The 26,760-nt window shown below is 54.8% G+C and carries 19 protein-coding genes, 1 other RNA gene and 2 other annotated features; of the genes, 4 read left to right on the top strand and 16 right to left on the bottom strand.

All coding sequences use genetic code 11. The annotated features are described in order from the left end of the window. Positions 1–31: 31 nt before the first annotated feature. The 6 genes from alaS to cymR all read right to left on the bottom strand — a co-directional run bounded on the left by alaS (position 32) and on the right by cymR (position 9,372). Positions 32–2,656, bottom strand: coding sequence for an alanine--tRNA ligase (alaS, locus tag ACTL32_RS07710; RefSeq protein WP_441340909.1), 2,625 nt, complete (start codon positions 2,654–2,656; stop codon positions 32–34). A 50-nt stretch (positions 2,657–2,706) separates the two neighbouring features. Further along, positions 2,707–2,915: a binding site (T-box leader), on the bottom strand. A gap of 260 nt (positions 2,916–3,175) precedes the next feature. Next, positions 3,176–5,644, bottom strand: coding sequence for an SF1B family DNA helicase RecD2 (recD2, locus tag ACTL32_RS07705; RefSeq protein WP_441340908.1), 2,469 nt, complete (start codon positions 5,642–5,644; stop codon positions 3,176–3,178). Between the two features lie 345 nt (positions 5,645–5,989). Further along, positions 5,990–6,661 carry a tetratricopeptide repeat protein gene (locus tag ACTL32_RS07700; RefSeq protein ID WP_441340907.1) on the bottom strand — a complete coding sequence of 224 codons (672 nt, stop codon included), beginning with the start codon at positions 6,659–6,661 and terminating at the stop codon, positions 5,990–5,992. A 14-nt stretch (positions 6,662–6,675) separates the two neighbouring features. Next, positions 6,676–7,794 (bottom strand): tRNA 2-thiouridine(34) synthase MnmA, encoded by a 1,119-nt coding sequence (mnmA, locus tag ACTL32_RS07695; protein WP_441340906.1) that lies wholly within the window; start codon positions 7,792–7,794, stop codon positions 6,676–6,678. A gap of 14 nt (positions 7,795–7,808) precedes the next feature. After that, positions 7,809–8,942 carry a cysteine desulfurase family protein gene (locus ACTL32_RS07690; protein ID WP_441340905.1) on the bottom strand — a complete coding sequence of 378 codons (1,134 nt, stop codon included), beginning with the start codon at positions 8,940–8,942 and terminating at the stop codon, positions 7,809–7,811. 13 nt (positions 8,943–8,955) lie between these two features. Beyond that, the gene (gene cymR / locus ACTL32_RS07685) at positions 8,956–9,372 is read right to left on the bottom strand and encodes a cysteine metabolism transcriptional regulator CymR (protein ID WP_204890396.1); all 417 of its coding nucleotides are present in this window, start codon (positions 9,370–9,372) and stop codon (positions 8,956–8,958) included. A 137-nt stretch (positions 9,373–9,509) separates the two neighbouring features. On the opposite strand from cymR, the gene ACTL32_RS07680 reads away from it, so the two are divergent. Continuing rightward, positions 9,510–10,793 (top strand): replication-associated recombination protein A, encoded by a 1,284-nt coding sequence (locus tag ACTL32_RS07680; protein WP_441340904.1) that lies wholly within the window; start codon positions 9,510–9,512, stop codon positions 10,791–10,793. 362 nt (positions 10,794–11,155) lie between these two features. Here the strand turns inward: ACTL32_RS07680 and ACTL32_RS07675 are convergent, their stop codons facing one another. The 4 genes from ACTL32_RS07675 to hisS form a co-directional block, all read right to left on the bottom strand. After that, complete coding sequence (locus tag ACTL32_RS07675) at positions 11,156–11,920, bottom strand: tRNA threonylcarbamoyladenosine dehydratase (protein WP_441340903.1); 765 nt, start codon at positions 11,918–11,920, stop codon at positions 11,156–11,158. Between the two features lie 97 nt (positions 11,921–12,017). Beyond that, a non-coding RNA gene (gene ssrS / locus ACTL32_RS07670) (6S RNA) lies at positions 12,018–12,202 on the bottom strand. A 45-nt stretch (positions 12,203–12,247) separates the two neighbouring features. Beyond that, a complete protein-coding gene (gene aspS / locus ACTL32_RS07665) occupies positions 12,248–14,032 on the bottom strand; it encodes an aspartate--tRNA ligase (protein WP_441340902.1) in 1,785 nt (594 codons plus the stop codon). A 2-nt stretch (positions 14,033–14,034) separates the two neighbouring features. Further along, positions 14,035–15,321, bottom strand: a complete 1,287-nt coding sequence (hisS, locus tag ACTL32_RS07660) for a histidine--tRNA ligase (RefSeq protein WP_441340901.1) — start codon at positions 15,319–15,321, stop codon at positions 14,035–14,037. Between the two features lie 53 nt (positions 15,322–15,374). After that, positions 15,375–15,623: a binding site (T-box leader), on the bottom strand. Between the two features lie 114 nt (positions 15,624–15,737). On the opposite strand from hisS, the gene ACTL32_RS07655 reads away from it, so the two are divergent. Genes ACTL32_RS07655 through ACTL32_RS07645 form a run of 3 tightly spaced genes read left to right on the top strand, consistent with a single transcriptional unit; the run spans position 15,738 to position 18,374 of the window. Beyond that, positions 15,738–17,282 (top strand): SH3 domain-containing protein, encoded by a 1,545-nt coding sequence (locus tag ACTL32_RS07655; RefSeq protein ID WP_441340900.1) that lies wholly within the window; start codon positions 15,738–15,740, stop codon positions 17,280–17,282. A 2-nt stretch (positions 17,283–17,284) separates the two neighbouring features. Beyond that, positions 17,285–17,548 carry a hypothetical protein gene (locus ACTL32_RS07650; protein ID WP_441340899.1) on the top strand — a complete coding sequence of 88 codons (264 nt, stop codon included), beginning with the start codon at positions 17,285–17,287 and terminating at the stop codon, positions 17,546–17,548. Next, entirely contained in the window at positions 17,514–18,374 is an 861-nt protein-coding gene (locus tag ACTL32_RS07645) for an alpha/beta fold hydrolase (RefSeq protein WP_441340898.1), read from the top strand. The genes ACTL32_RS07650 and ACTL32_RS07645 overlap by 35 nt, the downstream gene beginning before the upstream one ends. 351 nt (positions 18,375–18,725) lie before the next feature. On the opposite strand, the gene dtd is transcribed toward ACTL32_RS07645, so the two are convergent. The 6 genes from dtd to recJ all read right to left on the bottom strand — a co-directional run bounded on the left by dtd (position 18,726) and on the right by recJ (position 26,678). Next, positions 18,726–19,166, bottom strand: a complete 441-nt coding sequence (gene dtd, locus ACTL32_RS07640; RefSeq protein WP_441340897.1) for a D-aminoacyl-tRNA deacylase — start codon at positions 19,164–19,166, stop codon at positions 18,726–18,728. Between the two features lie 9 nt (positions 19,167–19,175). Beyond that, positions 19,176–21,368, bottom strand: coding sequence for a RelA/SpoT family protein (locus ACTL32_RS07635; protein WP_441340896.1), 2,193 nt, complete (start codon positions 21,366–21,368; stop codon positions 19,176–19,178). Between the two features lie 80 nt (positions 21,369–21,448). Next, a complete protein-coding gene (locus ACTL32_RS07630) occupies positions 21,449–21,973 on the bottom strand; it encodes a type 1 glutamine amidotransferase domain-containing protein (protein WP_441340895.1) in 525 nt (174 codons plus the stop codon). Between the two features lie 45 nt (positions 21,974–22,018). After that, complete coding sequence (locus ACTL32_RS07625; RefSeq protein ID WP_441340894.1) at positions 22,019–23,554, bottom strand: glycosyl hydrolase family 28-related protein; 1,536 nt, start codon at positions 23,552–23,554, stop codon at positions 22,019–22,021. Positions 23,555–23,832: 278 nt separating this feature from the next. Beyond that, positions 23,833–24,345, bottom strand: a complete 513-nt coding sequence (locus tag ACTL32_RS07620; protein WP_204890385.1) for an adenine phosphoribosyltransferase — start codon at positions 24,343–24,345, stop codon at positions 23,833–23,835. After that, the gene (recJ, locus tag ACTL32_RS07615) at positions 24,336–26,678 is read right to left on the bottom strand and encodes a single-stranded-DNA-specific exonuclease RecJ (RefSeq protein WP_441340893.1); all 2,343 of its coding nucleotides are present in this window, start codon (positions 26,676–26,678) and stop codon (positions 24,336–24,338) included. Before recJ ends, ACTL32_RS07620 begins: the two co-directional genes overlap by 10 nt. Positions 26,679–26,760: the final 82 nt, after the last annotated feature.

The raw sequence follows: 26,760 nt of genomic DNA, 5'->3' as shown, positions 1-26,760 counted from the left end.
CATTATAAACGATATGGAGCATTTATTAAACTTATTTGAGCAAGTCGTAGACAGATTCGAGAGCTGCATCCAATTTGCCAGGTTCTTTTGCACCGGCCATCGCCATGTCCGGGCGCCCGCCGCCTTTGCCGCCGCACTGCTCTGCTACATGTTTGACGATTTGTCCGGCATGATAGTTCCCGCCAACCAAATCTTTTGTCACACCGGCCACCAGCATGACTTTGTCGCCGTCAGCCGCACCGAGGACGATGACCGCTTTGTCGAATTTCTGTTTCAGCTCGTCCATCATCTGGCGCAGCTGGTTGTTGTCTTTCGCCTCTACGCGTGCCGAGAGGACCGTGATGCCGCCGACTTCGCGGGCAGCCGACAGGATTTCCGAAGACTGTGCATTCGAGATTTTAGCCATCAGCGATTCATTCTCGCGCTGCAGCCCTTTCATCTCCGCTTGGAAAGCCTGGACTTTTTGGACCATGTCTTTCGGGGAAGCTTTCATCAAGCCTGCCGCTTCCTCAAGCGTGCGTTCGCTTTCTTTTAAGCTGTCGTACGCGCCTTTGCCGGTGACCGCTTCGATGCGACGGATGCCTGCGCCGATGCCGCTTTCCGACACAATCTTGAAGACGCCGATCTCAGACGTGTTGACGACATGGACGCCGCCGCACAATTCCAGCGAATAGCCGCCGATTTCCACAACGCGGACAACGTCGCCGTATTTCTCGCCGAACAGCGCCATTGCGCCCATTTTTTTTGCTTCCTGGAGGTTGTGGTAGCCGGTTTCGACGCCGATGCCGCTCCAGATCTTCTCATTGACGATCGTTTCGATGCGCTCCAGTTCCTCTTTCGTGACGCCGCCGAAATGCGAGAAGTCGAAACGCAGGCGGTCAGGGCCGACGTACGAGCCTGCCTGGTTGACATGCTCACCGAGCACATCTTTCAGCGCCTGGTGGAGCAGGTGCGTAGCCGTATGGTTTTTCACCGTATGGCGGCGCAGCGAAGAATCGACTTCCGCGAGCACTTTCGCACGCGTCAGTTCGCCGGAATCGACGCGGACCGAATGGAGGTTCTGGCCGTTCGGCGCTTTTTTCACATCAAGCACGGACGCCTGCACCAAATCGTTGCTGAGCGTGCCGCGGTCAGCGATCTGCCCGCCGCTTTCAGCATAGAACGGCGTCTTGTCGAGGATCACCTGGACTTCGTCGCCTTCCTGTGCGCTGTCGACGATTTCGCCGTCTTTGACGATGACGAGGACATTTGCATCCGACAACGTCAAGTTATAGCCGATAAATTCGCTTGGCTCTTTGATATTGCCGAGCACTTCGGATTGCGTCTGCATCGAGTTGACGTTCTGGCGCGCTTTCCGTGCGCGGTCGCGCTGTGCTTGCATAGCCGCTTCAAAGCCTTCGTGGTCGATCGCCATGCCTTCTTCTTCCGCATACTCTTCCGTCAGTTCGACCGGGAAGCCGTAGGTGTCATACAGGCGGAATGCATCTTCGCCCGGGATTTCATTGTTCCCTGCAGCTTTTTGCGCTTTGATCACTTCGGACAAAATCGCCAGTCCGTCATGGAGTGTTTCATGGAAGCGCTCTTCTTCGAGCTTCATGACGCGGATAATAAAATCCTGTTTTTCGGTGACTTCCGGATAGAAGTCCTGCATGATGCTGCCGACAACCGGTACGAGCTCGTACATGAACGGCTTCTCGATGCCGAGTTTTTTCGCATAGCGGACAGCGCGGCGCAGCAAGCGTCTCAATACATAGCCGCGGCCTTCGTTCGACGGCAATGCGCCGTCGCCGATTGCAAACGCGACCGTGCGGACATGGTCAGCAATGACTTTGAACGCCATATCGGTTTCAGGGTTCTCGCCGTATTTGACGCCGGAGATCTCTTCGGTTTTCTGGATGATCGGCACGAACAGGTCTGTATCGTAGTTGGTCGGCACGTCCTGCACGACTGACGCCATGCGCTCGAGGCCCATGCCTGTATCGATGTTCTGCTTCGGAAGCGGTGTGTATGTGTTGTCCGGATTGTGGTTGAACTGAGAGAACACCAGGTTCCAGATTTCCAGGTAGCGTTCGTTCTCGCCGCCCGGGTACATTTCCGGATCACTCGGGTCATTCCCGTAAGATTCGCCGCGGTCGTAGAAAATCTCCGAGTTCGGTCCTGACGGGCCCTCGCCGATATCCCAGAAGTTGCCTTCAAGGCGGATGATGCGCTCAGCCGGCACGCCGACTTCGTTTAGCCAGATGCTGTAGGCTTCCTCATCTTCCGGATGGATCGTCACGGAAAGCAGTTCCGGATCGAAGCCCATCCATTTCGGATCGGTCAAAAATTCCCACGCCCAGTGAATCGCTTCTTTTTTGAAATACTCACCGATCGAGAAGTTCCCGAGCATTTCAAAGAATGTATGGTGGCGGGCTGTTTTTCCGACGTTTTCGATGTCGTTTGTACGGATCGACTTCTGCGCGTTGACGATGCGCGGGTTTTCCGGGATAACGCGCCCGTCGAAATATTTCTTGAGCGTTGCCACACCGCTGTTGATCCACAATAGCGACGGATCCTCGAACGGAACAAGCGGTGCGCTCGGCTCCTGGTCGTGCCCTTTTTCCTTAAAGAATTCAATGTACAGTCTTCTGATGTCTGCAGCTTTCATGTTTTTCATCCTTTTTCTCCTCCTCAGCATAATAAAAAGCCCTCATCTCTTGCGCGTGCGCAAGGGACGAAGGCTTTATTCGCGGTACCACCCTAATTACACGGACAAACTGCTCCGTGTCTCTCATTGCGCCTTAACGCGGCTAGAACGGCAGGGATTAGCTGCACTCCGGAGTAGCTTTCTAAAACAGCGGGGCGAAGGTCCTTTCAGCCTGGGAACCTCTTTCTGGACGCTTGCGGTCTTATACTTTCTCCATCTGGGTGTTGGTTTATTAAACTAACTTGAATTATATAGAAAAGGGTTCGGCTGTGTCAATAGTCAGGCGATTCGCGGTTCTGGAGTTGTGGTTTTCCGGCGAAAGCGGCGAATACGCACAGCGAAGGTTAAAATATGCTCAGCAAAGGTTAAAATACGCACGACGACCGAAGAAATACGCTCAACGAATGTTAAAATACGATTCTGCCTGACCAGACTGCAATAAAACCTGATCCCCTCCCCACGCAAAAAAGGAGCACCCGCGGGCGCTCCTCAGCTTTCGATGAAATCTTTCGGCTTGATGCCTTCCATGCCGATGAGCGGATGGATGGCATGGACGTTTTCTGAGGTCAGGCTGGCAGGACCGGATGGTTTCACCGGCTGCTTTGCCGGCTCGCCGAGCGCTGCAGCCTGCTGCGATGGTGCTGATGGCCCACTGCTCTCTTCTAGAATCTTTTCCACTGGTTCCGCTTCGAATTGCCTCAGCCGGCTTTTCAGCGTCGTCATGCGCTGCGTGTCGTCGGTGCGTTCAACGCCATAGCGGAACACCTGCGGGTCGCCGCAGAGGATCAGGAAGTCCTTGCTGCGGGTGATGCCGGTGTAGAGCAGGTTGCGCCGCAGCATCTTCATATAGCCCCGGACGACCGGCATAATGACCGTCGGGAATTCCGACCCCTGCGCCTTGTGGATCGAGCAACAGTAGGCGAGCGTCAGCTGGTTCAAGTCGCTGCGCTCGTAGGTCACTTCGATGCCGTCGAACGACGCGACGAGCATGTCCTGCTTTTCAACGGTTTCTTTTGCTTTCATGATGGCGATGACTTCGCCCATATCGCCATTGAAGACGTTGCTTTCGGGCTGGTTGACGAGCTGCAGTACTTTGTCGCCGATGCGGTACGTGATGTCGCCGAATACCAATTCTTTGCGTTTTCCGTCCGTATTCGGGTTGACCATCTCCTGGATCATGCGGTTCAGCGCATCGATCCCGGCAGGCCCTTTGTACATCGGGGCAAGCACTTGAATGTCTTTGATGGAATGGCCTTTGGCAAGCGCGCTTTTCACGACTTTCTCGACGACCGATGCAATCTGGTCGGGACCGGCTTTGATGAACGACCGGTCCGCGGTTTTGGCGGTGATGTCCGCCGGCAGCTGCCCGTTCTTCATTTGGTGTGCGAGCTCGATGATCGACGAACCCGACGACTGGCGGTAGATATCTGTCAGCTCGACCGTCGGAATGCGCTTTGATTCCAGCAGGTCGCGCAGCACTTGCCCCGGCCCTACCGGCGGCAGCTGGTCCTGGTCTCCGACAAAGATGATCTGGGCATCTTCCGGAACGGCCTTCAATAATTGATGGGCGAGCCATGTGTCGACCATCGACATTTCGTCGATGATGATCAGGCGGCCCTCGATGTCTTTTTCGGTTTCCTCTTCTTTTTCCTGGCCGTTAAAGCCGAGCAAACGGTGGATCGTCATCGCCGGCAGCTCCGTCGATTCACTCAGGCGCTTCGCCGCGCGTCCCGTGGGTGCAGCGAGTATGATCGGGAACGGCTCTTTTTTCTTGGCATAATCTTTCGGGTCGAGCGACAAGCCGTGGAGTTCGGCGTACACTTCGACGAGCCCGCGGACAACCGTCGTCTTGCCGGTACCTGGGCCCCCTGTCAGGATCATGACCGAGGAATTGATGCTCTGCTCGATGGCATCGACTTGCGTCTCCGCATAATTGACGCCAAGCCGCTCTTCCGCTTCGCCGAGCGCTTTACGGACTTCGGACGCCGGGAAGCGGTCGCGGTTCGCCTGGGATTCGAGCATCGTCTCCAGTTTCGACGCGATGCCGACTTCGGAATAATACAGCGACGGCAAATAAAGCCGGGTTTCTTCGCCCGCCACTTTGCCTTCTTCATTCAGTTCAATCATCGCCCTTGAGATCGCTTCAACCGGGATGTCCTCGCGCTGGCTTGCTTCAAGCATCCCTTTGACCATCGGGATAAGCGTCTTCGCATCGACGTAGACATGACCCTCAGACAACGATGCCTGGTTCAATAAATGCAGCACCGACGCCTTGATGCGGTCAGGGTGGCTGCCGGTGATGCCGAGCTTCGAGCCGAGTTCGTCCGCACGCTGGAACCCGATCCCTTCGATTTCCTCGATCAGTCGGAACGGATTTTTCGTGAGGATGTCGATCGTCTCTTCCCGGTATGCCTGGTAGATGCGCATGCCGATCTGCGGGCCGAAGCCCCAGTCATTGAGCTGGATCATGACGCGCTCTAGGCCAAGGTTCAGCTGCAGCGTTGAGCGGATCGTGTCTTTTTTGTCATCCGACAGCCGCGGAACAGCATCGAGCGCTTCCGGATCTTCAAGAATCTTCTTGATGGCATCCTTGCCGAGCTTTTTGACGATGTTCTCAGCCGTCTTCCGGCCGATGCCGTCGAACATATCGCTCGACAAATAATGGACGATGCCCTGCTCCGTCTCCGGCACTTCCTTCGTGAACGTCTCCACCTGGAACTGGACGCCGTAGCGCGGGTGGTTCTTTACCGCGCCCGTGAAGCGGTATTGCTCCTCAAGCGACAGTTTCGGGAAATAGCCCGAAACGATGATTTCTTTTTCGGTGTACGAGGTATTCGTTTCCTGGATCTTCACTTTCGCAATGGAGAAAAGGTTTTGGGGATTGTGAAAAATCGAGACGACCGGCCGGCCCAGCACGAATTGCACTTCTTCTTGGAATAAATCGATTTGTCCGGTCACACGAGCCGCCTCCTTTCACAATGGTTGATGGATTCTCATATTTTGATAATTGATACTTCGCAAACTGCTGCGCTTGCCGCGGGCGAGCGCCGAGCCTCCTCAGTAGCTTCGCTACTTGCGGGGTCTCGGCTTTCTCGCTTTCCCGCAGGCGTCTCCGCAGGTTTGCTACGTATCAAAATAGAAGTTGTAACTATTCCACTCTTACTTTTAAAGAGCTTTTCCAGCGCCAGCGCGCTCCCAGGGTTAGGCGGAGCAATGAGACGGGTGTTCTTCCCGGCTTATTGCGGGAGCCATGCCCAAAGCGCCGAAGCGGCGGTCAATAAACCACTTTTTTATATTACTTCATTACATATTTGTTTTATTGCGTCCTTCAACAATCATATCATACGCATAGCGCGCCATTTCGTTCGTTTCATCGAGCGTGTATGCCTGCTTCAAGTGGAACATGGCATCTTCGACGCGGTTCGTCGACACGGCATAGAGGACGCCGAGGTTGTAATGCGCATCCGCATGGCCCGGCTGCTGCATCAGCACTTCAGCGAACTGCGGCTCTGCAAGCTCGAAAAGCTCGAGCGAAGCGAGTGCAATGCCGTAGCTGAGGCGCGCCTGCACGTCTTCCCCGTCCAATTCGACCGCCCGTTGAAGATATGGAAGCGCCAGTTTCGGCTGGTCCATCTTCTCGAGGCATTTGCCGATCATGAAATGCGCGTCCGCGCCTTCCAATCCGTATTGGACGGCTTTTTCATACAGCTTCAATGCTTCCGCATAGCGCTCGGCATTGAAATAAAGGTTGGCGAGGCCATAATAGGCGGTCGCCGATGTTTCATCCAGCGTGATCGCTTTCTGGAAAAAGCGCTCGGCGCGCTCCGCATCGTCCATCGAAGTCAGGACGTGGCCGAAATTGATATAGCCAAGCGGATTGTCCGGCTCTTCCTCGATCGCTTTCGTGAAGGCTTCGACCGCTGCTTCCGTATTGCCTTCCTGCAGCGCCTGGATGCCTGTTTCATTGTAATTCATCGAATTCTCCCCCATCAGCCGACATACTCCAATCGTGCGCCGTTCTTGAAGACGCGGTCGATCGTGCCGCCGCCGAGGCATTCTTCGCCGTCGTAGAAGACGACTGCCTGGCCCGGCGTGATTGCACGTACCGGCTCGTCGAATGTCACAAGCGCTTCGCCGTCTTTCATTTCCACGGTGACGCCGACGTCAGCCTGGCGGTAACGGAATTTCGCCGTGCACGTGAATGTACCGGTCGGTGGCGTGTCAGACGTAAAGCTCAAGTTCACCGCAGACAGGCTGTCAGAGAACAGGGCTTCGTGCTGGATGTTCTGGCCGACGAATAAAACATTTTTTTCAAGGTCTTTGCCGATGACGAACCACGGGTCGCCCGCGCCGCCGATGCCAAGCCCTTGGCGCTGGCCGATCGTGTAATACATCAAGCCGTCATGCGTACCCATTTTCTTGCCGTCCATCGTCACCATATCGCCTGGCTGCGCCGGCAGATATTGGCCGAGGAACTCCTTGAAATTGCGTTCGCCGATAAAGCAGATGCCGGTCGAATCTTTTTTCGTCGCTGTGGCAAGGCCGGCTTCGAGTGCGATTTCGCGCACTTTCTTCTTTTCCATATGGCCGATCGGGAACATGACTTTCGACAATTGCTCCTGGTTCAGCTGGTTCAAGAAATAAGTCTGGTCTTTGTTATTGTCTTTGCCGCGCAGCATTTTCGTTTCGCCATTTTCAGCATGTTCAACTTGCGCATAATGGCCGGTCGCGAGGTAATCCGCGCCAAGGCTCAATGCGTGCTCAAGAAATGCCTTGAACTTGATTTCTTTATTGCACATAACATCCGGGTTCGGCGTGCGGCCTGCTTTGTATTCTTCGAGAAAGTACGTGAACACTTTGTCCCAATACTGCTTTTCGAAATTGACGGCGTAATACGGGATGCCGATCTGGTTGCAGACGCGGATGACATCTTCGTAATCTTCCGTTGCGGTGCAGACGCCGTTTTCGTCGGTATCATCCCAGTTTTTCATGAAGATGCCGATAACGTCATAGCCCTGTTCTTTCAATAAATACGCGGCCACCGAAGAGTCGACCCCTCCGGACATGCCGACGACAACGCGTGTATCTTGTGGTGCTTTTACGGTCATTTTTTCTCACCTTTTCATTTTTGCGCCAGTCGTTTATAGATCTGCGCTGTTTTTTGGGCGGCTTCTGCCACCGCTTCTTCCGTCAAGCCGAGGCCGAAACTGAAGCGGATTGAATTCCGCAGCTCTTCGGCATCGGCTCCGTACATGGCGACAAGGACGTGCGACGGATCGATCGACCCTGCCGTACACGCCGAGCCGCTTGAAGCCGAGATGCCGGCCAAGTCGAGGTTCACGAGGAACGATTCGATCTCGATGCCGGGCATGCTGATATTCAAGACATGCGGCAGCGGGTTCGTGCCATTTTCCTTGAACGGTACGCCTTCACTTCCTATGATGTCCCGGAAAATCCGCTTGTAGCTTTCGTAAGCTTCCGCTTTTTCTTCACGTTCAGTTGCGGAGATCTCCACCGCTTTGGCGAACGCCGTGATTGCCGGCACGTTTTCCGTGCCTGCGCGGCGCTTGCGTTCCTGCTCGCCGCCGTATAGGAGCGGCGCGAGCGTGGTGCCTTTTTTCTGGTACAGGAAGCCGATGCCTTTCGGTCCGTTCAGCTTGTGCGCCGATACGGACAAAAGATCCACGCCCAGGCTTTCCACGTCGATCGGCAGGATGCCGTATGCCTGGACAGCGTCAGTATGGAACGTCACATCGGTCCCTTTTAGGAGCTCCCCGATTTCTGCGACCGGCTGGACCGTCCCGACTTCATTGTTGCCAAGCATGATGGTCACTAGAATTGTATCGTCCCGCAGCGCATTTTTCACGTCTTCTGCTCGCACGAGCCCGTTTTCGTCAACCGGCAGGTACGTCACGTCATAGCCTTCGTGCTCCAGTTTTTCGCACGCATGCAAAACCGCATGGTGCTCGATGGCCGACGTGATGATGTGCTTGCCGTCCTTTTTCGCCGCTGTGCCGAAGATCGCGAAATTGTCCGCTTCGGTCCCGCCGCTGGTGAAAATGATTTCCGGGTCGTTCGCGCCGATGCTTTTCGCAAAAACGCGTCGCGCGTCATCGAGCGCCTTGCGCGCTTCGCGGCCGGTGCCGTGGATGCTCGACGGATTGCCGTACAGCGTGCCGAGCGCCTCTGTAAATACATCAGCCACTTCCGGATGCATCGGAGAAGTGGCTGCATGGTCCAAATAAATTCGTTTCATTGTGATTAACTCCTTATATATAGAACATATAATTATCGTTTTCCGTTTCGTTCTGGTTTGCCAGATCGTCGATCGTCGTCGTATCAAGCACGTTTTTGACCGCGTCACGGATGCGCACCCACAACTCGCGCTGCGGCTGGGCTTCGTCTTCGATGCCTTCGACCGGCTGGATTGGCCCTTCAAGTACGCGGATCACGTCGCCCGCTGAAATTTCTTTCGGGCTGCGCGTCAGCATATAGCCCCCGTATGCGCCCCGGACACTTTTGACGAGACCCGAATTGCGCAGCGGCCCCACCAATTGTTCCAGGTAGGCTTCCGACAGCTCGTAATCCTCCGCAATCTTGCGCAGCGGCATCGGCCCTTCGCCGTAATGTTTTCCTAATGCGATCATGATCGTCAGGCCGTAGCGGCCCTTGGTTGATATTCTCATCGTTACACCTCTAAGTCAGTTTCCGGTTATTCTCCCTAAAAGTATAGCATATCAAAGCAAAATGGACTTGCAATGACTTTTATTTCCCGAAACGATATACTAAAGAATAGAACGAATGTACGGAAGGGGTTTTTTGTTTGCAGAACGAACCATTGGCGTTCCGCATGCGTCCGCGGACCATCGACGAAGTCATTGGCCAGAAAGACGTCATCGGCCCGCATACGGCTTTATATAAAATGATCCACAACGGCCACGTGCCGTCCATGCTCCTCTACGGCGAACCGGGAATCGGCAAGACATCGATCGCCCACGCCATCGCCGGCACTTCGAAGCTGCCGTTCATCGCATTGAACGCGACGACGTCCGGCAAAAAAGACGTCGAAACGGTCGTCGCCGAAGCACGGCTGACCGGCAAAGTGCTGCTGTTCCTCGACGAGATCCACCGGTTCAATAAACTCCAGCAGGATGCGCTCCTGCCGCATGTCGAAAGCGGCGCCATCGTCCTGATCGGCGCGACGACGGAGAATCCGTTCCACGACGTCAATCCCGCGATCCGCTCCCGCTGCGGCGAGATCAAGCAGCTGAAGCGCCTGACGCATGACGATATTGTCCAGCTTCTGAATTCAGCCTTGACGGATCCGAAGCGCGGGCTCGGCAACTACCAGATCGAGATTTCCGAAGCGCAGGTAAACCGCATCGCGGACGGCACGAACGGCGACGCCCGAAAAGCTTTGACGATGCTCGAATCGATCGTTGTCGCATCCGACGAACGCGACGGCAAGTACATTGTCGAAGACGGAATGGTCGAACAGATGATCAAACGCGTCGGCGTCTTCGGCGATAAAAAAGGATCGCATTATTTCAATTTATTGAGCGCGCTGCAGAAATCCGTACGCGGCAGCGACGTCAACGCGGCGATGTATTATTTGGCGCATCTATTAGAGAACGGCGATTTGACCGCCGTGACGCGCCGTTTGCTCGTCATGGCATACGAAGACATCGGCCTCGCAAGCCCCGAAGTCGGCCCGCACGTCCTTGCCGCATGCCAGGCAGCGGACCGCCTCGGCTTGCCGGAAGCGCGAATTCCGCTCGCCCAGGCCGTCGCCGAAATGTGCTTGTCGGAGAAATCGAACTCCGCCTACAAAGCGATCGACGCCGCCATCGCCTCGATCAACAAAGGCGAAGTCGGCGACATCCCGATGCACCTGCGCGACACGCATTACGCCGGAAGCGCAGAACTCGGCCACGGCGGCTATAAATACCCGCACGACACGCCGCTCGGCTCGTTCGGCGGCTGGGTCGACCAGGACTACCTGCCAAAAGAAGTGAAAAAAGCGGAATTCTACAAGCCCGTCGTCGCCGGCGCCGAAAAGAAATTCGCCGGCATCTACGAAAAACTCAAATCGTTCCGCAAAAAATGAAGAATCTCCGGCCATTTCCTTTTTGGGAAATGGCTTTTTTGTTTTGTTTGCGTCCGTGGCGATTTATTTGCGTTCAGAACGTTTTATTTGCGTTCGCGCCGCGGTTATTTGCGTTCAACAAATTTCGACAAGTAAAACCGTCTCCTCCTCCGGGGGGTTATGGCTTTTCGCCCAGCGAAAAGCGCCCTTTCCCTTGGCATTCATCTTTCATGCCTTTCTGCTGGAACTTTATGCTCGTTTAGAAAATTTTATGATCGTTCAGCGGAGCGTTGTGATCGTTCAAAAAGTTTTATGATCGTTCAGCACTCTACCACCAATAAAACCAACGCAAAAGCCGGCCCAAAAACCGGGCCGGCTCGGAATCAATTATTGCGCACGCGATTCAAGGGAATCGAACGGGTGATGTCGTTGATGACCCAGCTCGCACAGATCAAGCCGACCGCAGACGGCGTAAACGCGTTCGAGCTCGGCGGCATCTGGGCTTTGCGGATTTCCGCATCCGGCTTGCCGACGGTGCCGACGACGTCTTCGCGGACAATGATCGGGCTTTCGTCTGAGAACACGACCGGAATCCCTTTGTAGATGCCTGCTGCCCGCAGCTTTTTGCGGATCACTTTCGCGAGCGGATCGGTGTGCGTCTTCGAGATGTCGACGATGCGGAAACGCGTCGGGTCCGTCTTGTTCGCGGCGCCCATGCTCGAGATGATCTTGATGCCGCGTTTGTAGCATTCCTGCATCAAGTGGACCTTGTAGATCATCGTGTCAGATGCATCGATGACGTAATCCGGTTTGTAGCTGAAAAATTCCTCATAAGTTTCTTCTGTATAGAACATGTGCAAGGAAATGACTTCGCATTCCGTGTTGATGTCGGCGATGCGCTTCTTCATCACTTCCGCTTTGGATTGGCCGACGGTCGACAAGTTCGCGACAAGCTGGCGATTGATGTTCGTGATGTCGACATTGTCCTTGTCGACGAGGATGATGCGGCCGACGCCGCTCCGTGCGCACGCTTCAGCGGCGAATGAACCGACGCCTCCGACGCCCAGGATGGCGACGGTCGTGCCTCTGACCATTTCAAGGCCTTCTTTGCCTATTGCAAGTTCGTTCCGGGAAAATTGATGTAACATAATCTGCCTGCCCTTCAAAGTTGATTGTTCTACTAGGGATTATACACAAATAAAAACCCCCCGACAAATTGCCGGGAGGCGAAAAGTTGAAATAACGGAGAATCCCAATCGTGCCGTCCGTTTTGGTGCGCATCGTTTTTGAACCCGCTTCTAGCAGGTGGGTGACCTCGTCATCACTTATAACTTCCGGTTAGGGCATGTTAGCCATGATGAAATCTGGTCTCCCGACGACAAAATGTTGGGTCAAAACTGAATAGCTCGTAACGAACACATCAGGATTCTCTACTACTTGTATGTTAGCACACCTTTTTTGCTGTGACAACTCTTTTACTCTGGTTCTTTCTCAGTATTCTGAACATTCAGAGATAGGCTTAATTCTTCAAGCTGTGCACCTGAAACTGGACTTGGCGCGTCCATCAGCAAATCGCTGGCGCTCGCCGTTTTCGGGAAAGCGATGGTGTCGCGTAGGTTCGTGCGCCCTGCAAGCAGCATCACCAGGCGATCCAAGCCGAAAGCGATTCCGCCGTGCGGAGGCGTGCCGTATTCGAACGCGTCCATCAAAAAGCCGAACTGTGCGCGCGCTTCTTCGTCCGAGAAGCCGAGCGTCTTGAACATTTTTTCCTGGATGTCGCGGCGGTAGATGCGGAGCGATCCCCCCCCGAGCTCATAGCCGTTCAATACCAAGTCATAAGCCTGGGCGCGCACGTTCTGCGGCTCCGAGTCCAATTTCTCGATGTCTTCTTCGAACGGCATCGTGAACGGATGGTGGGCGGCATAGTAGCGGCCGTCCTTCTCATCGTATTCAAACAGCGGCCAGTCCGTGATCCACAGGAATTTGTAGACCGAGTTGTCGATCAAGCCGAGCTCCTTTCCGAATTTCAGGCGCAAGGCACCGAGTGCATCTGCAACTACCGAAGCGGAATCCGCTACGAATAAAAGAAGGTCCCCCGCTTCGGCTTCAGCGCGCTCTGTGAGAGCTGCTGCCGCTTCGCCTTCGAAGAATTTCGCGATTGGGCCTTTGACGCCATCCGCTTCCACTTTCAGCCAAGCCAGCCCTTTCGCGCCGTACACCGCTGCAAACTCGCCGAGCGCGTCGATGTCTTTGCGTGAATAACTGGCTGCTACGCCTTTGACATTGATCAGTTTAACCTGGCCGCCGTTTGCGACAGCGCCGGAGAAGACTTTAAAGGAACTGTCCTTCACCAAATCGGAGACGTTCACAAGCTCAAGCCCGAAGCGCACATCCGGCTTGTCCGAACCGAAACGGTCCATCGCTTCCGTGTATTTCATGCGCTGGAATTTCGCCTCGATGTCGACGCCCTTGACGTCTTTCATCATCTGCACCATCAAGCGCTCGTTCATCTCGATGATTTCTTCCATTGTCTTGAAGCTCATTTCCATATCGACTTGCGTGAATTCCGGCTGGCGGTCTGCACGCAGATCCTCATCGCGGAAACAGCGGGCGATCTGGTAGTATTTATCGAATCCGGATACCATCAGCATCTGCTTGAACAATTGCGGCGACTGCGGAAGCGCATAGAATTCGCCGTCGTGCACGCGGCTTGGCACGAGATAATCGCGCGCGCCTTCCGGAGTTGACTTGGTCAAAATTGGCGTTTCCACTTCAAGGAAGCCTTCTTCGTCCAGGAAACGGCGGATCGATTTCGTCACGTCCGAACGCATCTTGAATGTCTCATACATCGCCGGGCGGCGGAGATCCAAGTAGCGGTATTTCAAGCGGAGGTCTTCATTGACATCGGTATTGTCCTCGATGGCAAACGGCGGGTTTTTCGCCGCGTTGATGATCGACGCATGGTCGACCTGCACTTCGATTTTCCCGGTCTTCATCGCGGCATTGACCTGCCCGTCCGCACGTGCAACGACAAGCCCGTCAATGTGCACGACAAACTCGTTGCGCAATTTCTCGCCGATCTGGGCCGCCGGCTCCGAAATTTCCGGATTGAAGACGACTTGGACGATGCCGCTGCGGTCGCGGACATCGACAAAGATCAACCCGCCCAGGTCGCGGCGCTTCTGCACCCACCCTTTTAATGACACGCGCTGCCCGATGGCTGCTTCACTGACTTCCCCACAATAATGCGTTCTCGACATATTTATTCCTCCAATGATTTCTTATTCTTGATCTCAGCTGCGATATCAGCGAATAAAACCTCTTGCTGTCCGCCGGTTGCCATTTCTTTCAATGCTGCTTTGCCGTTCGCGAGCTCCGTCTCGCCGATGACGATGACGTATTCGGCGCCTTTTCGGTCGGCCGATTTCATCTGCGCTTTCAGCTTGCGTCCGGTATAATCCATGTCCGCGGAGATTCCGTTGGCACGGAGGTCCTTGACGATGCGGAAAGCCTGTTTTTTCGCCGACTCGTCCATTGCGATGACGTAGACACCGAGGGCATCCGAACTGCCGATCTCGACTTCTTCCATCTGCAAGGCGAGCAGCAAGCGCTCGATGCTCATCGCGAACCCGATGCCCGGCGCTTCCGGTCCGCCGAGATCCTCGACAAGCCCGTTATAGCGTCCGCCGCCGCACAGCGTCGTGATGGCGCCGAAGCCTTCCGCGTCGCTCATGATTTCAAAAGCGGTGTGGTTATAGTAATCCAATCCCCGCACGAGGTTCGGGTCGACAACATAGTCGATGCCGAGCTCTTCGAGGTAGCCTTTCACTTCAGTGAAGTAGGCTTGCGATTCTTCGTTCAGGTAATCCGCTAGCGACGGCGCAGTCGCCATCAACGGGTGGTCGCGGTCGACCTTGCAATCGAGTATGCGCAAAGGATTTTTCTCAAGGCGCGTCTGGCAGTCGTTGCAGAACTCGTCGATGCGCGGTGCGAAGTGTGCCACGAGCGCTTCTTTGTGCGCGATGCGGCTTTCCGTGTCGCCGAGCGAATTGATGACCAGGCGCAGGCGCTTCAGTCCGAGTGATGCGTACAATTCCATCGCGAGTGAAATGACTTCCGCATCGATTGCCGGATCCTTCGAGCCGATTGCTTCGACGCCGAACTGCACAAACTGGCGCATGCGGCCGGCCTGCGGGCGCTCATAGCGGAACATCGGACCCGTGTAGAACAATTTCACCGGTTGGTCCGGAAGGCCGAACAATTTATTTTCCACAAACGACCGGACGACCGAAGCCGTTCCTTCCGGGCGCAGCGTCAGGCTGCGGTCCCCGCGGTCCTTGAATGTGTACATCTCTTTTGTCACGATGTCGGTCGTATCGCCGACGCCGCGCTGGAACAATTCCGTGTGCTCGAAGATCGGCGTGCGGATTTCCTTGTATTGGTAAAGGCGGCACAGCTCAATGATCTTTGCTTCGATTTCCTGCCATTTGGCGGACTGGTCCGGCAGCACGTCGTATGTGCCGCGCGGCGCTTGAATATTATTGCCCATTTTTCTTCACTCCTTCATTTTTCCATACAAAAAAGCCCCCGCCCCTTGCTTGCGCAAGGGACGAGAGCTCTGTATCAGCTTCCGCGGTTCCACCCTAGTTGATGCCAAAAAACATTGCCGGCATCCTCTCATTCCGGGTAACGGCCGGTTCCGTCCCCTCCTAATAAGCAGACATGCCGCCTTTCAGAAAGGAGCCTCGTAAGTGTTTTTCGTCGCAGATCCCTGTAAGGAAGTTTTCAGCCCAGGACTTCCCCTCTCTTGTCAGCCAATCTTGCAATTACTTTCTTCGTCAACAGCAAATATATAAGGATAATAAATTTAATCTTAAGGACTCCCCTATTCGTTGTCAACCTTTTTTGACAAACGGCCGTTTTTTTTTCATAATACAAGTAGATGGAATCTATAGGAGGTGCTAAATGTTCCGCAAGTGGTCTATTGGTCTTATTTTATTTATTTTATTGATTGCCGGCAATGTCCCGCTCCTTGAAGCGGAGCCAACACTGGCAAGGGCTGGCGACGTCGTCGTCACCGGTTCGACAGTCAACGTCCGCTCCGGGCCCGGCCTCTCCTACAGCGTGCAAGATGCGCTGAAAAAAGGGGATAAAGTCACGATCGTTTCCCAAAGCGGCGAGTGGTTCGAAATCGAATCAGGCGGCGGCACGGGCTGGATCGCTTCCTGGCTAACCGCGAAGGCTTCCGGCGGCGAGCAAAAAAGCGCCAGCGGCAAAAACGCCGTCTCCACCGTCGACCGGTTGAACGTCCGCAGCGAACCGGACCTGTCCGCATCGGTGCTGGCACAGATGAACGCCGGCGACGGGGCCAAAGTCATCGGGGAATCGAACGGCTGGCTCGAAGTGGAATTCCGGAATACGCGAGGGTTTGTGTCCAAACAATACATAAGCACATCCGAACCGACAAAAGCGGAACCTGCCCCTGCAAAAGGCGATGTCTCTTCATTCCAGATTGCAGTCGACGCCCTGAATGTCCGCAGCAAGCCCGACCTCAGCTCGTCCATTGAAACGACCGTGAAAAACGGCGAAGTGTTTCCAGTCGAGTCGATGGAAGGCAATTGGGTGGAGATCCGGCTTTCCGAAGGAGCAACGGGCTGGGTCTATGCCTTCCATGGCCACCTGTCGAATGAGTCTGTGAAAAAGGCGGCGAGCCCGAAAGAAGATACGGTTACCGTATTGACCGACGGCACGAACCTCCGGGCTGACGCCTCCACTTCATCTGGCGTGGTTGCCCGTGCAAATGCAGGCGACCAGCTTGGAGTCGTCAGCAAAAGCGGCGACTGGTACCAAGTTGCCCTTCCGGATGGACAGCAGGCGTTCATCGCCGAATGGGTCGTGACCAGCGATGAAACAAAAACGGCTTCAAAAAGCACAGAGAAAAAAGAAGTCCGCAAAGAAGGAACGCTGAACGGATTGACGATCGTGCTCGACCCGGGCCACGGCGGCAATGACGGCGGCACAGTCGGCGCGCGCGACACGAAGGAAAAAGACCTGACGCTCGAAACCGCCGAAACGCTGTCGCACCATCTGCGTTCAGCCGGCGCTGAAGTCATCCTGACGCGCCAGTCCGATACGTACGTCGATCTCCGGAAACGGGTTTCCGCCGGCCATCAAGTTGCGGCTGACGCGTTCATCAGCCTCCATTACGATGCGGCGGAAAACAGCAGCGTCTCCGGCTTCACAACGTATTACCAGCTCGATTATCAGCAGGCGCTCGCTGAATCGGTTAACGAAGCGCTCGGGCGCAAAATCGACCTCCGCAACCGCGGCGTGCGTGCCGGGAACTATCTGGTGCTGCGCGAAAACCGGCAAGCGGCCATCCTTGTGGAACTTGGCTACCTGAGCAATTTCAACGACGAACGGATTGTCACTTCCGGTCAGTTCCAGGAACAGGCTGCACTTGGCCTGTATAACGGAATCGTAAATTACTTCGATGCAAAATTAGATTGATCATGTTGAAAGCAGTACAGGAAATTTTCCTGCGCTGCTTTTTTATTGCCGGAGTTTTAGCGTGTTTTGCCGATTTGGTTCAAAAATTGGTTTATACGGATCTCCTCACCCAGTTCAAAATTGAAAATGGAATGCTGCACCTTCTCTTCACAAGAAGCGAATCTACGATTAGAAAAAATTGGTTAAGGGTAGTTTTTAAAATAAAGGCCGCTGATAAAGGAGGAATTGTTGATGATCATGGAAGAATTCCATTTGAAGACGATTGACCTTGGGGATATAAAAATCCGCCTGCGCCACGGCGGCAACGGGCCCCCGCTGCTGCTCCTCCACGGGCATCCGCAGACGCACATGATGTGGCACCGCATCGCGCCGCTTCTGGCAAAAGATTTCACCGTCATCATGCCGGACCTCCGGGGGTACGGCGACAGTTCGAAGCCGCCGACAACGAATGACCATTTCCCTTATTCCAAGCGGGCGATGGCAGGCGACCAGATCGCCTTGATGAAAGAATTCGGGTTCGACAAGTTCTCGGTCGTCGGCCATGACCGCGGCGGCCGGGTCGCTTACCGCCTCGCGCTCGATTTCCCGGAAGCCGTCACCCGACTGGCCGTGCTCGACATCATCCCGACCGGCGAAACGTTCCGGCGGGCTGACCGGGCATTCGGCCTCGGCTACTGGCACTGGTTTTTCCTGGCCCAGCCGTTTGACCTGCCGGAGAAAATGATCGGGGAGAACCCTGACAATTATTATTTCCGCGGCAATCTGGACCTGTTCCATCCGGAAGCGCTGGCCGATTATCTGCGCTGCATCCGCCAGCCGGGCACTGTCCACGCCATGTGCGAGGACTACCGGGCCGGCGCAACGATCGATTTCGAACTGGACGAAGCGGACCGGGGCAAGAAGAAAATCGGCTGCCCGATGCTCGCCCTCTGGGGCATGAAGAACTTCCTCCCCGAATGGTACGACGTACTGTCCGTTTGGCGGGACTGGGCTGACGACGTGGAAGGCCACGGCATCGACTGCGGACATTACCTGCCGGAAGAAGCGCCGGACGAAACGTACGAAGCGCTGCACGGGTTTTTGAAGAAGTAAGGCCAGAATATAAATAAAAACAAGCTGAAGAAAAATCTTCAGCTTGTTCCGATTTTAAAAGAAAGAATTAATTAAAATTTCCCTTATAGAAAACCTATCCAGCGCCGGCGCGTCCAAGGGCTAGGCGAAGCCAGGAGACGGGTGTTCTTCCCGGCTCATGGCGGGAGCCAAGGTGGTGCCGGGCACTTTCGGCAGCGCCTTTGCGACGAGCTTGCGCAGGAGCAATCGTCTTTGCTCTCCCCAAAGCCGCCGAAGCGATGTAAAAAAATTATTTTATTAATTAACTTAATATTAGAAGGTTGCTTGATAAGAAAAAAAGAGCCGGAGAACAATCTCCAGCTCTTTCTTCGTTTATTTCGATTCGACGATCATCGTCACCGGGCCGTCGTTGATGAGTTCGACGTCCATCATGGCGCCGAACACGCCGGTCTCGACTTTCAGCCCGTAGCCGCGGAGCGCGTCGTTGAACGCCTGCCAGAGCGGCTCAGCGGTTTCCGGGCGCGCCGCTGCGATAAAGCTTGGGCGGCGCCCTTTTTTGACGTCGCCGTAAAGCGTGAACTGCGAGATTGACAGGATGTCGCCGCCCGCTTCAAAGATCGAGCGGTTCATCTTGCCTTCATCGTCTTCGAAAAGCCGCATTTCGGCGATTTTCTTTGCGACGTATTTTGCATCTTCGACTGTATCTTCATGCGTGATGCCGACAAGCAGGACGTAGCCGGAATCGATCGCTCCGGCCACTTCCCCCGCTACCGTCACCGACGCTCTTTTGGAACGCTGTAAAATGACCCGCATAATGCCTCCTTAATTTGTCACGCGCACGACCGAATAGACATCCGGGATCTGCTTGATCTTTTCCACGACGCGGTTCAATTGCGAGATATGCGGAATCATGATGGTCATATTGATCGTCGCAATTTTATTGGAATCGGCTTTGCCGCTGACCGCCGTGATGGTCGTCTTCGCTTCGCTGACCATGTGCATGACTTCGTTGATCAAACCGGTGCGGTCATAGGCCTGCACTTCGATATCGATCTGGTAGTCTTTTTTGTCCGGCGAGCCGGCGTTCTCCCACTCGACCGGGATGAGCCGGTCGGTTTCGTCCGCCTGGACGTTCGGGCAATCGGCGCGGTGCACGGAAACGCCGCGGCCTTTGGTAATAAACCCGATGATGCTGTCGCCCGGAACCGGGTTGCAGCATCGCGACAGCCGGATCATCATATTGTCGATGCCCCGGACGATAACGCCCGATTCGGTCTGTTTGCGCGGTGTGTTCGATTTCATTTCCACCGTAATTTTTTCGATGGCTTCTTCCTGTTCGCGCTTTTTGCGCTGTTTTTCCGCCAGGCGGTTCACCACTTGCTGGGCGGTGATGCCCTGGAATCCGACAGCTGCGTACATATCGTCTTCGCCGGCGAAATTGAATTTATCACAGACGCGTTTGATGTTTTCGTTTGTCAGGACTTCCTTGACCGGGAATTCCTGGGCACGGATTTCCTTCTCGATCAATTCCTTGCCTTTAAGGACATTGTCCGCGCGCAATTGCTTTTTGAAGAATTGCTTGATCTTGTTTTTCGTCTGCGTGGACTTGGCGATTTTCAGCCAGTCGCGGCTCGGGCCGAACGACTGCTTCGACGTCAGGATCTCAACAATGTCGCCGGTCTTCAGCTCAGTATCAAGCGGCACCATCTTGCCGTTCACTTTGGCGCCGATGGTCTTGTTGCCGATCTCCGAGTGGACACGGTAAGCGAAATCGATCGGCACGGACCCGGCCGGCATCTCGATGACATCGCCTTTTGGCGAGAACACATAAACCATGTCCGAGAACAGATCGTATTTCAGCGATTCCATGAATTCCTCGGCGTTGTCCGATTCGTTCTGGAAATCCAGGATTTCCCGGAACCACGTCAGGCGGGAATCGACGGTGTTTTTCGGCATGTCGACTTTCCGGCCTTCTTTATAAGCCCAATGCGCCGCCACCCCGTATTCGGCGATGCGGTGCATCTCCTCGGTGCGGATCTGCACTTCCAGCGGATCGCCTTGCGGGCCGATGACGGTCGTATGGAGCGACTGGTACAGGTTTTGTTTCGGCATCGCGATGTAATCCTTGAAGCGGCCGGGCATCGGCTTCCAGGTGGAATGGATGATGCCGAGCACCGCGTAGCAGTCCTTGATGCTTTCAACCGTGATGCGCACGGCGAGCAGATCGTAGATTTCATTGAACTGCTTGTTCTGCAGCGCCATCTTGCGGTAGATGCTGTAAATATGTTTTGGACGGCCAAAAAGATCCGCCTTGATGTCGACTTCGTCGAGCTGAGTGCGAATTTCATTCATGACATTATTCAAGTACTCTTCCCGCTCGGTGCGCTTCTTTTTCATGAGATTGACGATGCGGTAGTATTGCTGCGGGTTCAAATAACGGAGGGCGGTGTCTTCCAGTTCCCATTTGATCGTATTGATCCCGAGCCGGTGTGCAATCGGCGCGAAAATCTCGAGCGTCTCGTTCGCTTTCATACGCTGCTTTTCGACCGATTGGTATTTCAGCGTCCGGAGGTTATGCAGCCGGTCCGCAAGCTTGATCAGGATGACACGGATATCCTGCGCCATCGCGACAAACATCTTGCGGTGGTTCTCCGCCTGCTGTTCCTCTTTCGACATGTATTTGATCTTGCTGAGTTTGGTCACGCCATCTACGAGCATCGCGACTTCTTCGTCAAAGTCCCGTACGATGTCTTCACGCGTTACTTCGGTGTCTTCGACGACATCGTGAAGAAACCCAGCAGCGACCGTTGCCGGGTCCATCTGGAGCTCAGCGAGGATGCCGGCGACCTGCACCGGATGGACAATATAAGGCTCCCCGGATTTCCGGAATTGTCCCTCGTGGGCATGCAGCGCTACTTCGTAGGCTTTCTTGATTTTTTCCACATGATCGGCATTCATATAAGACGCTACCATTTCGAAAACGTCTTCTGGTGTCCTAACTTGATCCTTCGCCATAATTGCCCACCTTGCTTTTAATTTTTCCAAAAGTATATCTTACTATTATAAAAAACAAATGGGCTAAAAGTAAAGCTTTGTCACTGCTGCTCGATGACTTTAATAAATTCCCGGAGATAATCCGGCAGATCCGGCGGACGGCGGCTCGATACAAGATGGCCGTCGACCACCACCGCTTCGTCGAACCATTCGGCGCCGGCGTTCACCATATCGTCCTTGATGCCGGGCGTGCTGGTCACTTTGCGCCCCCTCAAAACGTCCGCCGATATGAGCACCCAGCCGGCATGGCAGATCTGGCCGATCGGCTTTTCGTTCTTGTCCATATATTGGACAATATTGAGCACTTCCGGGAACCGGCGGATCTTATCCGGCGCCCAGCCGCCCGGAACGAGGATTGCATCGTAATCGCTCGGCGTGATGTCGCCATAGGCAAAATCGGATTCCGCCGGCACGCCGTACTTGCCGATGTACTCCTTGCCTGCTTCCTCCCCGGCGAGGTGGACTTCCGCCCCTTCTTCCCGGAGCCGCAGGATCGGGTACCATAATTCCAGGTCCTCAAATTCATGGTGGACAAAACTGAGTATTTTCTTATCTTTCAAACGCATATGAATTCCTCCTTGAAATAAATTCCTTGATTCCATCTGTCCGCCTTAGCCGAAATGGATTTCTTCCTGGACGACGGTTTTATTGCCTTTACCGACCGCGACCGCTTTGACCCCGGCCGCATTGCAATGGAGATTGCGCAGCGTGATGTCGGTGGCGGGCTGTCTTCCGCCTGCGACGTAGACCGCCGACTTGGCGTTCTTGAAGCCGAGGATCCGGCCGTTCGCAAGCGCCGCATGGCCCGACTTGTACTGGATCGCCACTGCCTTATTGCCGGCGTAGTCCGTCTCCGGGTCCCCGATGAACAGGAAGCGGTTGACGGCGATGTTGCGGTAGCCGGAAACGACGAGCGAGCGCGGAGCGGACCCCGCATACATGTCCGTGCGGACCGGCGCGACCGATACGAGCCGCTGGGCAAGGATGTTGAACGCCGTCACCGAATCCGGGTCGTCCGCGCTATGGTGGCCGATGTGCCGGAAGTTGAACGACCGGTTGTCGTTGACCGACAGGTGCCCCGAGATGAAGACGCCGGTTGCGGCTGAACTTGTCGCATGCGCTTTGATTTCGACACCGCCGAAGCAGCGGGTCGTCGAGTTGTTGAGCAGCCAGACAAAGCGCGAGCCGTCGTCGATTTCAATGCCGTTCGAGTTGGAGAAGCCTTTTTTATGCGAACGGCCGGAAGGGTCGCTGAAATGCGAATTGGAGATGAAAATATAATCGCTGTGGTGCGTCGTCACGCCGTCGTCGCCGAAGCCGTGGCCGCTGCAGCCGTCGATCCACACAAAGCGGCTGCCGCCCCGTGCACGCCGTCCGTCGCCGCCGTAATTGTAAAGCGTCGAGGAGACATCGAAACAATGGAGGCCGGGATTTTTTGCGGCGACGTCCTTCGCCCAGCCGTATGTAAGTTTCGCGAATGTCAGGCAGCTGGAGAAATTATTGCCCGCGCTTGTATTCCTCACGTTCCCGAGCCGCTCCACATTCCAATCAAGGCCGATATTCTCGACAGCGACATGGTGGTTGCCGCGGAACGGATTGGCGTTCATCACCAACCGCTGGCGCTTCGGCGCAGCATCGTGGAGCCTTAAAATCGTTGCGCCTTTGCCCAATCCGCGCAGCCGAGTCAAAGAAGGCAGTTTGATATGGCGGACAACAAAAATGCCCTTCGGCACAAAAACATCCACCCGCCCCTTGCCGATGGCACGCCGGAACGCATCCGTGCAATCCGTCACGCCGTCGCCGACCGCACCGTAATCCTCTACGTTCACGCAGCGCGTCATGCCCTCCTCTAATTTTTCATATTCAGCGTCAAAATGCGGCTTCCATTCCGGAACGACGTCCTCCCCTTCGATCCGTTCCGTATAGCCGTCCGGGTCATACAGGTCGTTCCGGGTGGCGAGCGGCGCCCAGATCCGTTCATCCCAGGAATGCTTCCGCCGCACCGGCAATTCCGGCTCTTCGGCCCGGATTTCATCGAACAGGCTGCGGGTTTCTTCTGTAATGTCAGCGATTGGGATATCGTCCTTTAGAATTGCTTTGAGCAATTCGCGGTTTTTCCTTGGATCGTGGTATTCACTTAAATGCATCAATCATCACCTCAATGTTCCATACCCCTTTTCGGAATGACTATGTAGGGTTTCGGGTTTTCTTTCATGATACCGCGTCCTTTTCAGGATGGATATCAGGGGGATGCGGCGTTTTTTGGGGTTATGAGCGTTCGGGGCTGCGGTATGAGCGTTCGAAGCTTCGTTATGAGCGTTCAGCCAGCAGTTATGAGCGTTCAGCCAGCAGTTATGAGCGTTCACCATATTTCCCACGCCAATAAAAAAAATCCCTCCGCCAAATGCGGAGAGATTCCTCATAATTAATATTGGATCAACGTCATGACTTCGTAGCCTTCTAATTTATCGCGGCCGTCCAAGTATGTCAGTTCAATCAGGAATGCACAGCCGACTACAACGCCGCCAAGCTGTTCAACTAGGTTGATCGAAGCTTCGATCGTGCCGCCAGTTGCAAGCAAGTCGTCCGTGATCAATACTTTCTGTCCGGGTTTGATGGCATCTTTGTGCATCGTCAAGACGTCTTTGCCGTATTCCAGGCCGTATTCGGCGCGAATCACTTCGCGCGGCAATTTGCCTTCTTTGCGGACAGGGGCAAAACCGATTTCAAGCGCATAAGCGACCGGGCATCCGATGATGAATCCGCGGGCTTCCGGGCCGACAATGACTTCCGCACCGACCGTCTTGGCGTATTCCACCATCTGGTCTGTTGCGTATTTATAGGCAGGGCCGTTATCCATGATCGTTGTGATGTCTTTGAAACGGATGCCGGGCTGCGGCCAATCTTCAACAATTGTTACGTACTGCTTTAAATCCATATTTCTTCCTCCTTGGCAGACACCTTCGCGTCAAACCACTGTTTTAAGTCTTTATAAGATGCGTACAGCAGCTTCTGTTCCAACGCAATCTGCTGCTGCCGCTTCTTGTAGATCGGCGCTTCAGTCAAATCCCGTTTGCTCGGAGCTTTAGCAATCTCTGTAAGTCCATTGTTAAGTGTAACAAACTCAAGTTCAAAAAACACCTGCAGCATGAAAAATAATGTCTCACGCGTCCAGCCTTTATGTTTCGCCAGCTCGTCGCAATGCTTCTTGAAGTCGAACGAACCGCGTTTTTTGATGAATGAAAACAGCCACGCGAATTGTTCGCGCGTCGGGATCTGTTCGAAGTACTGCGATTCTTTCGCATAGAAATGGGCATAGATGCGCTGCGGTTGGGTCGAAGCCAGAAGTTCCGCAAGCTGCTCTTCCGAATCCGGCAGATCGAGCAGGACAAGATGCTGCTTCGGCGTTTCGCATTCCGACAGCGTCTCAGGCGTGAATATCGGCTGCCCGATGAGCGTCTGGAAGACGGCGACCGTTTCCGGATGAAATGCGACGAACACTTGCCCTTTGTCGGGGATCAGCTTCGACCAGCGGGCTACTTGGCGGATGCCGCGGATATCGAACAATTGCCACTGGTCGGTCCGGACATCCTCGATCATCAATTGCGGCTTTTTGCTGCCGTTCCATTCATTGATCTGCAAGTCGCCGATGACGTCGATCTTGACGTCCGGCGTCAGCTCATCGCCGACGGAGCCGATGCCGAAGCCTACTGCATCGATCTTCGCATCGTTTTGCGCAAGTTCCATTTTCAAGTGGTTCTGCGCTGCGCCGATTTTGCGGATCGAGGCGACCGTCACGTCGTCCAGGAAAAATTTCGGCTTGGCAAAGCCCATACCGAACGGCGCCAAAAAGCGCATTGATTCGATTGTCTTGATATCGATTTCATCGAGCCGGACCGGGATGTCGATTTCTACGACCGGCACCAGGTCCTCTTCGGTCAACGAGACGGCCGCCTGATCGTTCAAGCGGTCGCGGAGTTCGTCGACATGTTCCATCTCGAGCGTCATGCCGGCAGCCATCGGATGTCCGCCGAAATGCGGAAGGATGTCGCGGTTTTTTGCCAGTTCGTTATACAAATGGAACCCTTCGATGCTGCGGGCCGACCCTTTCGCTTTGCCCGTCTCCGGGTTTAGCGAAAGGACGATCGTCGGGCGGTAGTATTTCTCCACCAGTTTTGACGCAACGATCCCGACGACGCCGGGATTCCACCCTTCCTGCGCGACCACGATAACGTGCGGTGCGCCTTCAGGGTAGCGTGCTTCGACCTGCGCCGTTGCTTCGTCAGCGATCTGTTTTACGATCGCCTGGCGTTCTTTATTCAAAACATCTAGGCCGCCGGCAAGGCTCCGGGCTTCCGACGGGTCGTCCGTCATGAACAGCCGGACGGCCGGGTCCGCATCCTGCAGCCGGCCGATGGCGTTGACGCGCGGCCCGAACATAAAGCCGATCGTCTCCTCGGTGATTTCCCGCTGCTTGACACCGGACACTTCCGACAGTGCTTCGATTGCCGGGCGCGGCGTATTGCGGAGCGCCTCAAGCCCCACCTTGACCATGATGCGGTTCTCGTCGTGAAGCGGCACCAAATCGGCGATTGTGCCGATGGCGACCAGTTCAAACAGATGGTCCGGCACTTCTTCGTACAGCGCCTGCGCCATCTTGAATGCGACGCCTACGCCGGCGAGTTCGCCGAATGGGTACTTGCCTTCCGGATGCCGCGGGTGGACGATCGCCAACGCGTTCGGCATCGTCTCCCCGATGTCGTGATGGTCACTGATGATGACGTCGAGGCCGAGGCTGTTCGCAAACTCGACTTCGTCGATGCCGGAGATTCCGTTATCGACGGTGACGATCAGCTTCGCGCCTTCATCAAATGCCTGCTGGAACAATTCTTTATTTGGGCCGTAGCCGTGCTTGAAGCGGTTCGGTATTTTAAAGGAGACGTCCGCTCCGAGGTCTTCGAGCACGGTCATCATGACCGATGTGCTCGTCACACCGTCCGCGTCGTAATCTCCATAGACGACGATTTTTTCTTGTTGTTCAATCGCGCGCTGAATCCGCTGGACTGCAACGTCCATGTCCTTCATCAAGTACGGATTATGTATGCCTTCTATTCCCATATCCATGAATGCGCGTGCTTCCTCGGCAGTGGTGATGCCCCGCGTCACTAATATTTTCGCCAAAACGGATGAAATCGATAATTCCTGCTGGATTGCCTGCACCATTTCCGCATCGGGAGTGGTCAAGCGCCATCTTTTTTTGGATTCAATCATGCTCTTCACTTCCTCACCGGTACATTATACCGCAAAAAGGGATTGCCCAAAAGTACTTTGGGCAATCCCTTTATAGCTTCCA

Origin of the sequence: Planococcus sp. FY231025 (assembly GCF_052078085.1) — a bacterium.
GTDB lineage: Bacteria > Bacillota > Bacilli > Bacillales_A > Planococcaceae > Planococcus.
Note: the sequence above shows the minus strand (reverse complement) of the source record. Positions and strands in the feature narration are given on the sequence as shown.

Coding starts and splice junctions, on each gene's coding strand:
- hisS (WP_441340901.1), bottom strand. CDS start 15,321: ATGGGCAATAATATTCAAGCGCCGCGCGGCACATACGACGTGCTGCCG.
- cymR (WP_204890396.1), bottom strand. CDS start 9,372: ATGAGAATATCAACCAAGGGCCGCTACGGCCTGACGATCATGATCGCA.
- ACTL32_RS07675 (WP_441340903.1), bottom strand. CDS start 11,920: ATGTTACATCAATTTTCCCGGAACGAACTTGCAATAGGCAAAGAAGGC.
- ACTL32_RS07635 (WP_441340896.1), bottom strand. CDS start 21,368: ATGGCGAAGGATCAAGTTAGGACACCAGAAGACGTTTTCGAAATGGTA.
- ACTL32_RS07645 (WP_441340898.1), top strand. CDS start 17,514: ATGATCATGGAAGAATTCCATTTGAAGACGATTGACCTTGGGGATATA.
- dtd (WP_441340897.1), bottom strand. CDS start 19,166: ATGCGGGTCATTTTACAGCGTTCCAAAAGAGCGTCGGTGACGGTAGCG.
- ACTL32_RS07625 (WP_441340894.1), bottom strand. CDS start 23,554: ATGCATTTAAGTGAATACCACGATCCAAGGAAAAACCGCGAATTGCTC.
- mnmA (WP_441340906.1), bottom strand. CDS start 7,794: ATGACCGTAAAAGCACCACAAGATACACGCGTTGTCGTCGGCATGTCC.
- ACTL32_RS07655 (WP_441340900.1), top strand. CDS start 15,738: ATGTTCCGCAAGTGGTCTATTGGTCTTATTTTATTTATTTTATTGATT.
- aspS (WP_441340902.1), bottom strand. CDS start 14,032: ATGTCGAGAACGCATTATTGTGGGGAAGTCAGTGAAGCAGCCATCGGG.
- ACTL32_RS07620 (WP_204890385.1), bottom strand. CDS start 24,345: ATGGATTTAAAGCAGTACGTAACAATTGTTGAAGATTGGCCGCAGCCC.
- ACTL32_RS07650 (WP_441340899.1), top strand. CDS start 17,285: ATGTTGAAAGCAGTACAGGAAATTTTCCTGCGCTGCTTTTTTATTGCC.
- alaS (WP_441340909.1), bottom strand. CDS start 2,656: ATGAAAAACATGAAAGCTGCAGACATCAGAAGACTGTACATTGAATTC.
- ACTL32_RS07690 (WP_441340905.1), bottom strand. CDS start 8,942: ATGAAACGAATTTATTTGGACCATGCAGCCACTTCTCCGATGCATCCG.
- ACTL32_RS07630 (WP_441340895.1), bottom strand. CDS start 21,973: ATGCGTTTGAAAGATAAGAAAATACTCAGTTTTGTCCACCATGAATTT.
- recJ (WP_441340893.1), bottom strand. CDS start 26,678: ATGATTGAATCCAAAAAAAGATGGCGCTTGACCACTCCCGATGCGGAA.
- ACTL32_RS07700 (WP_441340907.1), bottom strand. CDS start 6,661: ATGAATTACAATGAAACAGGCATCCAGGCGCTGCAGGAAGGCAATACG.